Raw genomic sequence first — 11,744 nt, 5'->3', positions numbered from 1 at the left:
ATCAAGTGGGAAACCACCACGTATAATTGGAAGGAGATCTTAGCCCAAGTTTCTATTATATTTACTGAACGAATTCAGCCACATCGCTTTGATTAAACCCACTGACACAGTTCAGCGAGCACTCCCAGTTGAAATGCTGGCCGAGGTCTTCTTTTGTCATAGGCTTCATAAAAACTTATGAATTGAAGGATTATAAAAATTAAATTGCTATATCCTAAACCATTATATCCCTCTGGCAATAAATGGTCAATTCCAGTTGGTTGATAAAAAAGCCGAGCATTGCCTTTTAATACCTTATCAGAATCAAAGATTGATTTAATTGACAACTTTTGAAGATTTATCCCCTCTCTTACACCAAAACTAGCTAAATCATCGAATATTGACTCAAATAAACTTAAATACTGAGTATCTATATCAAAAGATACATCATTCAAAGATATTTCAATTTTTCTAATGTCACTTTCTTTCAAATCTTTGTTTAATTTATAGAAGTCTTCAAATCCTTTTGATAACCTTTTATGATTGTCGGTGTATTGATCGTCCAATTGACGTTGCGCAAAAATAAAACCGCTTGTAAATACATCTTCTATATCAGACCTCTTTTCTATTTCAAATTTATTAATAATATTTTCTATATCTATAGCATAAATTTTCTGATCATAAAAATGATGGTAATTCTTTTTAATAAAATTAAGTATATCAATATTGTTTTCCTTTTGATGTTTCTCAAATACTTTAATTAGTTTTTCTGGATCTTTCACACTGTAAGAGCATTGGATATACACATCTTTTCTTTCCGGATCTAAATCCATGATAAAATTCGAGAGCGAAGTAAGGTCATCTTCCTCGGTATATTCAATTTGGATGGCAAGAATTATTGATGGTAAAATTTCTTTATAGACATTTTCTTTTTTTAAAAGAATATCTTCAGATTCTTGGTTTAATTTGGACTCTTCATATTCTTTATATAACATATAAGATTTAACAAATTCATTATGACAAGAAATCGAAAAATCCTCAAACCTGAATTTATTGTTAACGCTTTCAAAAAATTTACAGAAAATTTCTGTTAATGATGTTTTTCCACTATTATTTCTGCCAACTATTAGCGTAATGTCATTTTCAAGTACAATTGAAATATCTTTTAAAAGTCGAAAATTCTTAACTTCAATTTTTTTAATTTTCATTTTAATCGACCAAGTTATATTTATTAGTCCCAAAAAATAGTTCTATATTAATATGTAAAAATTGGGGCTTAGTTGAAAAAAGTTAACTGTAGCGTTGGTAATTTTCAACTTAAGATTAAATCATTTTTATTCAATTAAATTTTATTTTAAAAATTAGGTATTTCGATCTATTAAAATCAAAAAATCGTCAATGCTTAGTCCACTCTCTCCAAGCTCTCGCTTTAGCCCATTTTCGAGCTGTTTGCAGGCGTCTAAAATAGCATTCTTTTTCCCTAATAAAGCTGATGAGTTCGCTTGCTTTAAATAATTCTTCCATTCTTCCGGCCAATCTAGGTGCTCTTCTGCTAGTTTGCTCCCTAATTGCATCATTAGCTTGTTCTCTAAATCCACTGTGGTTGCTTCGAATTCTTTGTTCAGCCTGGTTAAATTCGAATTCAATACTGTTTTTTTCTCGTTCAGTATCTTCTCTGCTTCTAACCTCCTTTCGTTCAAATTCTCGTTCAAGATCCGTTTCTGATCGTTTAAAACTTTCTGGAAGGGTTGCTCTTCGATATTCAATTGCAGTTGTTTCTCGTTCAGTATTTGCAATTTGCTCTTCAATATCTGCAATTTGTTGTTCAATATTTGTTGTTTGTCGTTTAAGAATTTTTCCTCTTTCTGAACTAATTCCTCTTTTATTTCTAAATTCATCAATTCGTTTCTCAAGTGATGCAATCTCTGCCTCAACCCCTTCAAGGTGACTTTTCCAGCGTTGAATATAATTTTCTTCTCTTTGGGCCAATTCGTCTTCCTCTCCAATAAGTTCAGCTTTTTTTGATTGATATCGTCGCTCCAAATTTTCAAAGTATGTATTCTCTGATTCCTGTTCTGCATTAAGTTGTTGTAGTCGTTCTCTAAATTCATCTCGAATTGATCCCTCGTGCTTTGTTTGAAGGTTTCGCAATCGCTGGCTATCTCGTTCTGTATTTGTCGAAACTCTTGATTGCTCTTCTCTAAGGTGTTTTTCAATATTTCGGTAAGGTTCTCCCGCCAGGTTTTTTTCAAGAGCGCGTATAAGTCCTCCAATTTGCGTTGTTCGGCAGCGGTAAGTTTCTTCATGAAATTCGTCTGGGAGTTCATCAACTGATGATATTGAAATCGAAGATTTTCCGGGAACTTGTATGTAGACGGTTGTTGCTTGCTCATGATTGTACGCCCATTTTGTTTGTTGAGTTGAGAAAAATGACTGCTCAATGACTTCAGGTAGTGACTTGGGGATATTAACGGTGACGGTATTTAGACCAAGACATTTCAGTTTAAACTTTTTTTCATCGTCAATTTTGTGTGTAGCGACAACCTCAATTAATAAAATCGGTATTCCCATTTTATCAAAAAAGGTTACATCGGGCTGAATTAATAGATATCTTTTAGGATGTACATACCATTCAGAACGTGGACAATATTGTATTACACCTTGTTCATTTTCAAAAAAAACATATTCAATTCCCACTGTAGCGGCTTCAATCGTTTCAATTCCTCGAATTTTTTGTGGGCGACCTGAACTGCCATCCGGCGGGTAAACGAAGACTGCTGGAACTTGTATCCTCTTAATTCGTTGGAGGATCATTTTTGCTACATAGTGCCGGTAGGTTTCATTTGAAAATGTACACTGGCCTTTGTGGTCAACATCTTTAGGGTCATGTCCAAAATAATGTCGACGCTCATATTTTCCCAGGTTATAAGCAATCATTTCCTGGCCGCAGCCAATACATACGTAGCCCTTTTTTCCACTTTCGGCATTGTCAATATAGATGATTCTTCTTTCCCCATTTCGAGTGGAATAAGCATAAGAGTTGTTCTCAGGTAAGTACTCAGTTTGCATGGAGCTCGGTTTCTGATATTGGATTAAGTTATACAAATATTGATATTCTTCGATTACCAATACCCTATCCTAATGTCACTATTTCATGTAAAAATTTCATTTCAATCCTCATTGGGCTGGAGTAACTGTATGAATGATTAGTAAATGATTTGAAAATTTATTCCAGAAGTACTGTTGATGCGCTTAAGAGTTTTCGGCAATAAGATCTAAATAGAGACAATAAGGCTATATAGAAACGAAATTAATAAAATTAGGACCGAAAATTTTATTTATATGTACGAAATTTCTATATTTGAGTACGAAAGGGAAAGATATGATAACGGAAATCATAAAAATAATTGAAGGAGGGCTCAACAAAGACCCTAATAAAGTACTCAACTATGCAAAACTGTTGGCTGAGAACCTGGGTAAATCAGGGGATACAAAGGCAGCCGATCGGATTTTACGGGCCTTACATCACAAACAGGCTCAACCAATCTATTTAGATCAGCTTCTTGTTGCTCCAGTTGATCAGGAAACACGGATGAATATTGCTGATTTAGTCATTCCGCAACCTAATCAGAATGTGCCCATTATTTTGTCGGAGAGCCTGCGTCATAAGTTAGATGGATTTGTCGGACGGGTTCAACATCGGAATGAACTGCAAGCTGTAGGAATTGATCCTCAGGCCTCTTTACTATTGTATGGGCCTCCTGGATGCGGGAAAACCACCTTAGCTCATTATATAGCACATCAAATGCAGTTGCCTTTAGTTGTAGCCCGGCTTGATTCTCTGGTTTCTTCCTTACTTGGAAATACCGCAAAAAACATTCGTAAAATCTTTGAATTTGCTAGCCGCCAGCCTTGTATTCTATTTCTGGATGAGTTTGATGCAATTGCTAAAGCACGAGACGATCAACATGAACTTGGTGAATTAAAAAGAGTGGTTAATAGCTTATTGCAAAATATTGATGAATACGTAGAATCGAATATTCTCATTGCCGCTACGAACCATGAGGAATTGCTGGATAAAGCTATTTGGCGACGTTTCAATAGCATTATCGAAGTGGCTCAGCCACAAGAAGCAGAGGTTCAACAATTACTGAAATTGTTTCTGAGCCCAATGAAATTGAATTTTGAGTTAGATAGTAAAAAGGGAGATTCGTTAGCTGATCTGCTAAAAGGAAATAGTCCGGCAGATATTAAATCGATTTGCCAAAATGCAATAGCCCAAAGTGTACTGGACAAAAAATCCTCACTCACCTATGACGACCTATTGTTACAATTTTATTACTATAAGCACCATAGTGCTGCTTCCTCAGAAGCATTAATGGGCTTTCTCAGCTCATATGGGGTTTCCCAAGCTGCCATTGCTGATTTGTTAGATACATCACTCCGTCAAGTGCGGAATTACTTTAACCCTAAAGCTTAAGCATGGAATCCAGGAATCTTCCCATTAAACTTTTTAGTAAAAGGGGGACGCAAGACGAACGGCGTACGGAAGGGGGAGGTGGTGGTGATCTGCCGACCTGGGTACTTTCGGAGGAGCTCTTGGAACTAAAATCAGTGGAATTTCGGGAGTCTTTGGGTGCCACCGCCCAAACTATTGCTGAACGACCTGCGGATCGAAGATTTATACCTGCACTGCTCAAAGTTACGGTACGGGAAGATGCCATGGCCAAATCCCATCGGGGTGAAGTTGCTAAAATTTTTAATCGTAAAGAAGAATACAATTTCATTGGTGTCTCAGAGGATTTAGATTTTTTGGTTAAAGTGGATTCGGCGGAACACTTAGCTTTCATTGATCATAATTTGGAGCGCCCAACGGTATTTCCAATCGGGGTTTCAGCAATCGATGAGATACGGCTTTTTGAGCCACGTATTGACCTACCGGCCGATCCGGATACACCATTAAAAGTAAAGCTGATAAACTTTCAGAATCGTCAAATAAATCAAAGGATAGAAAGTGAATTTGAACAAACGCTTAAAATCAATGATATTATTTACAAAAAAACCGAATATGGATTCGGTTTGACCGTATTTAAACTGGATCATGTTCAACCGGATGCTTTACTATCTGTACAAGAATTCGAAGCACTATATTCCATCGATCCGATGCCATCCTATCGCATCACGTTAGATGAGCTGACGCCAAGCGAGACGTTGCCGATTAAAGAGCCAATCGAAGGACAGGAATACTTTACGATTGGTGTACTTGATTCTGGTATTGCCCCGATTCCCCACTTAGCACCGTGGTTAGACAAACGACGTTACACGGCTTATTCCGAAAATGAAGTCGATCGATCGCATGGTACTTTTGTGGCGGGTATCCTGCTTTATGGTGATGAGTTAGAAAAAAGCAATTGGGTGGGGATAAGTGAATTTAAGCTGTTAGATGCTACAGTATTTCCTCAGCCACGGATTGGAATTGATGAAGATGAATTAATTGAAAATATTAGAAATGCAGTTACTGCTCATCCGGATGTTCTCCTTTGGAATCTTTCAGGCGGTGGCTCATTAGAATGTAGTGCCCGGGATTTTTCAGATTTTGGCAAAGCCTTAGATGACTTGCAGCACCAAACTGGGGAAATTATTTGCAAGTCAGCCGGAAACTGTAACAAATTTGCAACCTCAGAGCCGAAACTTCGAATTCCAACCTCCGCAGATTCAATTCGTTCTTTGGTTGTCGGAAGTATCGCGCACGCTCGTGGCACGAATGATTTGGTTCCAGAGGGACATCCCTCTCCATTTTCAAGGACGGGATTTGGCCCCAATAAAATAGTGAAGCCGGAATTGGCTCACTATGGCGGTAACGCAGGTTTAGCGCCCAATGGTAGGATGACCTTCACCGGAGTAAATTCATTTTCGACTTCAGGTCAAGTCGTCCAGCAAGTAGGTACCAGTTTTTCTACCCCCCGGGTTTCGGCTCTACTTGCGGGTTTATCCCACCGGGTGGCCGGAGATTTCGATCCCTTATTGTTAAAAGCTTTAGCCATCCATTCTGCCCGATACCATCACAGTCTGAAATTGAGTCCAATGGACCGATTGCGGGAAATTGGTTATGGGTTACCGGGTTCAGTTGAAAATATTATTTTCAACGATCCCCACGAAAGTACTTTAATCCTACAGGATAATATTGTGCGTGGAGGTTATATTGAAATTTTAGATTTCCCATTTCCCGATGTCTTAGTTAATGACGAAGGACAATACTATGGTGAGATCATCATTACCCTCGTCACGAATCCACGGCTCGATAGTACTCAGGGAGCAGAATATTGTCAATCTAATATTGATGCGTCCTTTGGTACTTATGATCGTATACGAATACGGGATACAACTAAACGAACAGTTTCCAATCCAATTGGTAAGCAAAACCCGTATAATCTACTCTTATCCAGTCATTACGCTTCGAGGTTCCATCGATTTATCGATCACCCATTTACCCCAGAAAGGCAATTGCGTGATGATATGGGCAAGTATCATCCCATCAAGAAGTATGGTATCAACTTACAGGAGATGACAGAATCGCACCGGGTAAGAGGCCTTATGTCTCCCAAAAAATGGTACTTAGAACTTAAGGGTTTGTTTTCACATGCCGCTGAAAATGCTGCTGCCGCTGATGGAGAACAACTTTCACAGGAATTTTGCCTAGCAGTAACAATTCGTGACCCTTTAAAACGGCACGACGTATACAGTTCCGTTACACGCAGTTTAAATGTTAATAACTTTCAGCATAATAATATTCAACTTCGAAATGAAGTAAATATTAACGTTCGAAACACTAACGGAGAAACCGGACCACAAAGTAGTCCGAATTAATCTAGACCTCTAAACAACAAATTTGATATGAAATATGCGTTTATTCTTGGGTTTTGGCTGACGGTTTTGGGAACCGTTGCCGCTCAGCAACCATCCCCATCGATTTTACCCCCGAGTACACAGCAACAGGTGTTAACTGTCGACCAAGCCAATAAACGTCTGGAAGCAAAACTGGATGACTTACAAAAAGAGCATAGTGAGTTGAAAGCTGCGTTTGATGAGTATGAGCCTTTACTTAAAAACTGGAAATGGGTCTTTGGCGGATTAGGTATAACCGGATTACTTGGCTTTGTTTTTGGTCTTTGGAAGTTAAGGAAATACGTTCAAAACAAAGTCAAAGAAGAAGTTGATAGCAGTATCACTTCACTGCTTACAAATAGACGAAAAGATTTTTTAGCGCTCCTGGATGATTATGACCATGATCGAAGAGTAAAAGAGAAACATACCCTGGTATTGTTGACTCCGCGAAATTGTAGCGACTCGTTTCACTTTGACTTATTGAGTAAGCACGGTTTACTTGTAAAACCACTCACAAACTTGGACCGACTTGATGAAGCCACCTTTGGCCCAAAGGATATAATAATTATTAATGACGAGGCTGGCTACTGGAAAGAGGAAGACATTGGTTGCAATTACCAAAGCGGGCCAGATTTCAAATAGGGCCAAATTTTCTTGCTCAAGCCGAGTCTGCCCACTGTAAACTGCTCAGATAAGTCCAATCGAACCGACTCTTGGTCTCGACCTCCAACGAATCAATGTCATATTCTCCTTGCAAATTCACATGATGCCAGACAATAGCCGTCCCATGTCGTACAGCATCCAGCAAGGCGGCTAACTCCTGTTGATCTTTTTGACGGGAAAGTAGTTCTGACAAGTACAAATAATTCCACAGCACAATCGCGTTCTGAATGAGCCGACGGGCATCAATGATCTTTTCCTGCTCTTCTTTGGTAGCAACGGCAAATACTTGATTACCACCAAAAAAGACCGCTTTGCTAAACCGATTGACTAACTCAATTCGGCTTAATAGTTTCTCGATCTGCTGCCGAAGTGCCAGTTCATCATAATAGCGCAGGATGAAGTGAGTTTTGATAATGCGGCCAAACTCTTTCAGGGCACGATAGAGGGGATGTTGACGGGTATAGCCACTAAGCCGTTTAAGAACCTGGCTCGCCGTAATCTGTCTGAGTCGCAACGAAACCATCAGGCGAAGAATATCCTCCCATTGATTTTCAATAAGTTCAGTACGGATTACGCCATCTGGGACAAGCTTATATCCTTTCTCTTCATAAGCCCTTGCCCCAGCAAAATCATATAGGTGCAGTTTGCCAATGCCTTTTAGACGAGGTGCAAAAAAAACGTCCAGCAGGTTCATGATGCCAAAAACGGCTTCCGAAAAACCGTGCGTGTCCGTTGAGTGAATGGTGCTTTTTACCACCGGATTATTTAGATGCACGTCCAGCATATAGGGGGCTTCACGCTCGGCTGCGCTGACCACCGAAGTATGAAACAAGGCAAACCGATCATCAATGCCTGTGTTAACCGTCACCGCCTTATCAAACCCTGGGTATTTGTAGGAATAATCCGCATTGAGCGAGTCTTCACTCACTAGATATTTTTGCCCATCTGAAGCCGTGTGCCGTTCGGTAGCTTCTCGCCGGTGGAGTTCGGGAAGGGCTAATTCTTCTTTCAAACGGACCAATCGATCGTTGGCAATTTTCAGATTTTGAGACGACAAAAACATATCAGCTGTCAATTGTAAGGTGCTGGCATTAACCCCTTTACTAATAGCAGCCATCTTTTCAACCCCGATGTTACAGCCCAGCGCAACCAGGGCAGCAAAGAAAGTGCCTGAGCTGGGCCTCCCTTTACTATGCTTGCCAGATAAGTGTTCCAGGTCGGTCAGGAAATGGGTATTCGACTCTACTTCGCCCAGCAGTTGTAACACGGAGATGTAGCGGGCCGGATTGAAATAGTCAGATATGCGATCTAACTGAGGCTTTTCGACTTTTGGGGTATCAATGATGGGGCGTTGTTCTTTGTCGAAACTCAAATGCGGGTTTTGGCCCTGCTGGTAATGCTGATTGGTACGATGAAACTGTTGGGGCAACTGAATGCGCCAGTTTTGCAGAAGCTGTTGGCAATCTGATAAATGAGCGAGTCCTGCTTCGGCCAATAGCGTTTCCCGGTGAGCCTGGTAATACGCTTTATCAACCAGATATTCCTCCAGCGAGCGGTAGCGGTAGGAATGCTGTAGATTGACACTGCCTTCCTGAATTGAATGAGCCAGCGTATTGAGGAGCAAGACCCGGTAAAGTCGCCGATTAAAACGACCCTCTGAGTCGTAAAGGGCTTGTTGGTCGTCGTTACTTAACCAGCTTAAATCCTTCGCTGGGCGGGTTGGCTTACCCGCCCGTTCGACGTAATGAGAAACGGCTTTGAGTAAAATTTTATCCGACGTATCGGTGTTAAAACGGAGTACGCCCAGGACACCCGTTAGCCGATTTCCCAGCCAGGCCGAACGTCCACTTTGTAGGGTTTGCTTCTCGGTATGCTCCGACCGGTGCATTTCGTTATCCAACTGGTCAACCAGTGTTTGCTGGTCAGCAGTAAGGGGTAGAGCTTCGGCCAGAACAGCATCAATGCGTGCCAGTTTCAGTTCGGGGGCTTCTTCCAGGTTCATCACTTGTCGAATCTGGGCGATCTGATGAGCGTATTGGTGGCGACTGTGAATGGTCAACAGCGTAGCACTACGTCGCGCTCGGTTGGTGCCAAAGTAAAGCCGTTCCCGTTGACGGTCAGTGGCATGGTCAGCCGTTTTGACACAAGAAAGTAGCATATCCACGAACGTATCCTGCCGAACCCGGTACTGATGAATCAGAAAGCAGAGCAGGAACAGATATTTTGAATCATGCTCGCGAATATGACTGGTTCGGTCCTGGGTAGTCCGGTGAGCATAATGACGCAGGGTGGCATCGGTAAAACCGAGCTGCCTAACGGCTGGCTCAACCTGTTCGAAGTAGTTACTGATTTTCTTGAATAAAGCCAGGCTAGCTTTGATTGCTTTCGGCTTCTGAGCTTGGTCAACTGTCTTAAACTGCTGAATTAAAGAACGTTGGTAAGTCTCATCCTGCTGAACTAACTCATCCAGTACCTGGCGATGGGTGAGCGTTAGGAATTGGTCCAGTTGGCCTGATAGTTTACGGCCGTAGACATTGTATTGGTCGGTGATAATGCGCAGAAATACGTCATAGCCAGGCACTTCTACTCGTTGTCGAACCAAATGCCGACGGGATTCTTCGAGTACTTTTCGAGGGAGAAGGGGTTGTTCAAAAAGGCTATACACGACCCCCATAAAGACAGGTCGGTATTGTTCAAAAGGTTGAATGTCAAGTAATCGGAGAATAACCTGTTGATGTTCCCAGGTTATATGAGGGGAGTAGGTCGTTAGATCGACGGGTTGTGGAAGTGCCAGCAGATTAGTCACAAAATCAATATCGGCCTGGTGAAACTGAGCCACCCGGAAAAATTTCTGAGTTAGCCGAAAATAGCCGCATTGCAGGGTAAACCCAACTTGGGTAATGGATTTACGGAACTGGGGCAACCCCTCCGATGGCAAGGTAAAATAGTGCCGTTGCTGTTGGGGGGTAAGGGTTGGTGGCTGGTCAAAGCGGAGGGCTTCAGCCGGATCAAGCAGTTTTAGTCGGCTCACAGAGGCAAATAAAAAGGAGGGTTTTTAGAGGCCGGAAAAGTAAGACGAAACAGGGGTATATTTGACGATCAAAAAGTAAAAAATAAATCAATTCAAGGGGTTTTCATTTGACCGACTGCTTATGGCTCAAAATGTTGCCTATTTAAGGGTCTCGACACTGGATCAGGACCTGGAAAAGAACAAATCGGAAATCCTGTACCTGGCTAATGACCGCAATTTGGGACAGGTCCGTTTTGTGGAAGAAAAAGTGTCGGGTAAAGTCCCCTGGCGACAACGCAAGATTGCTGGCGTACTGGACGAGTTGAGTAGCGGGGACACGATTTTATTAAGTGAGTTCTCGCGGCTGGGCCGAAGCATGTTGGAGTGCATGGAGATTATCTCGGTCGCCGTGCAGAAAGGCATTCGGATTTATACCGTCAAGGGAGCCTGGCAGTTAGACGATACAATCCAAAGCAAAGTGATGGCGATGGTTTTCGCGATGGCCGCTGAGATCGAGCGAGACTTAATTGCCAAGCGTACCCGTCAGGCTTTAGCGGTAAAGAAAGCGTCTGGAGTTCAGTTGGGCCGTCCCAAAGGGGTAGGCAAAAGCAAATTGGACGTGTACCGAATTGAGATTGAAGCCTTGCTCAATAATGGTTCCACTCAGCAGTTCATCGCCAAACGATATGGGACCACGAAGCAGAATCTTGCGAACTGGTTGAAGAAAAACAATCTGCAACGGAGCCGGTCAGGAAGGGCTATTTGAAATCTGGCCCGCTTTGGTAATTGCAACCTAAGTTGTAGTAGCGTAAATGATGATAAAACATTGGAAGGTTGACTATTTATACAACGAAAGGGCCGAAATTTTCTTTTAGATTACTTTACAATTAACAAAAATAGGTTGCAGCGATCAAACTAATCAGCTATACCAGCCAACTTCGTAGTGCGGAACAGCTATAGATGACTGATCATCAGATATTCAATGCTTGTGGCGGGCTAAGTTCAAAGCAATAGTTCGGTAAAGAAGAAGGAAAATAGAGGCAATTTCTGATTGATTACTTTACACCAGATCATTTTTTGGAGACTGCTCGCTAAACTGTGTCAAGGGTGAATAAAAAGGAAAAAACCTTATTTTCACTATCATGAACAACGACTTCGATTTCGAGGCCTTCAAACAGGCCGCTATCAAAGGCCTTTACGAAGGCAA

Annotated in this window: 7 protein-coding genes; 4 read left to right on the top strand and 3 right to left on the bottom strand. The window is 41.5% G+C overall.

The window, feature by feature from the left end:
* Positions 1-92: 92 nt before the first annotated feature.
* Positions 93-1,187 carry an AAA family ATPase gene (locus DUE52_RS31825; protein ID WP_114410188.1) on the bottom strand — a complete coding sequence of 365 codons (1,095 nt, stop codon included), beginning with the start codon at positions 1,185-1,187 and terminating at the stop codon, positions 93-95.
* 187 nt (positions 1,188-1,374) lie between these two features.
* Positions 1,375-3,048 carry a coiled-coil domain-containing protein gene (locus DUE52_RS32275; protein WP_133299998.1) on the bottom strand — a complete coding sequence of 558 codons (1,674 nt, stop codon included), beginning with the start codon at positions 3,046-3,048 and terminating at the stop codon, positions 1,375-1,377.
* Between the two features lie 313 nt (positions 3,049-3,361).
* Between DUE52_RS32275 and DUE52_RS31815 the strand changes: the two genes are divergently transcribed.
* From DUE52_RS31815 to DUE52_RS31805, 3 genes are read left to right on the top strand one after another with little or no spacing between them, the layout of a single operon-like run.
* A complete protein-coding gene (locus DUE52_RS31815; protein ID WP_114410186.1) occupies positions 3,362-4,459 on the top strand; it encodes an AAA family ATPase in 1,098 nt (365 codons plus the stop codon).
* Positions 4,460-4,461: 2 nt separating this feature from the next.
* Positions 4,462-6,846: a S8 family peptidase gene (locus tag DUE52_RS31810; RefSeq protein WP_114410185.1), complete on the top strand. Its 2,385-nt coding sequence runs from the start codon at positions 4,462-4,464 to the stop codon at positions 6,844-6,846.
* A gap of 27 nt (positions 6,847-6,873) precedes the next feature.
* On the top strand, positions 6,874-7,506 hold the full coding sequence (locus DUE52_RS31805) for a hypothetical protein (protein WP_114410184.1): 633 nt from the start codon (positions 6,874-6,876) through the stop codon (positions 7,504-7,506).
* Positions 7,507-7,522: 16 nt separating this feature from the next.
* Here the strand turns inward: DUE52_RS31805 and DUE52_RS31800 are convergent, their stop codons facing one another.
* A complete protein-coding gene (locus DUE52_RS31800; protein ID WP_114410183.1) occupies positions 7,523-10,558 on the bottom strand; it encodes a Tn3 family transposase in 3,036 nt (1,011 codons plus the stop codon).
* Between the two features lie 121 nt (positions 10,559-10,679).
* Here DUE52_RS31800 and DUE52_RS31795 point away from each other — a divergent pair, with 121 nt between their 5' ends.
* On the top strand, positions 10,680-11,303 hold the full coding sequence (locus DUE52_RS31795; RefSeq protein WP_114410182.1) for a recombinase family protein: 624 nt from the start codon (positions 10,680-10,682) through the stop codon (positions 11,301-11,303).
* Positions 11,304-11,744: the final 441 nt, after the last annotated feature.

Source organism: Larkinella punicea, assembly GCF_003334855.1.
Taxonomy (GTDB): Bacteria; Bacteroidota; Bacteroidia; order Cytophagales; family Spirosomataceae; genus Larkinella; species Larkinella punicea.
The sequence above is the reverse complement of the archived record's forward strand: the minus strand, read 5'-3'. Positions and strand labels throughout refer to the sequence as shown.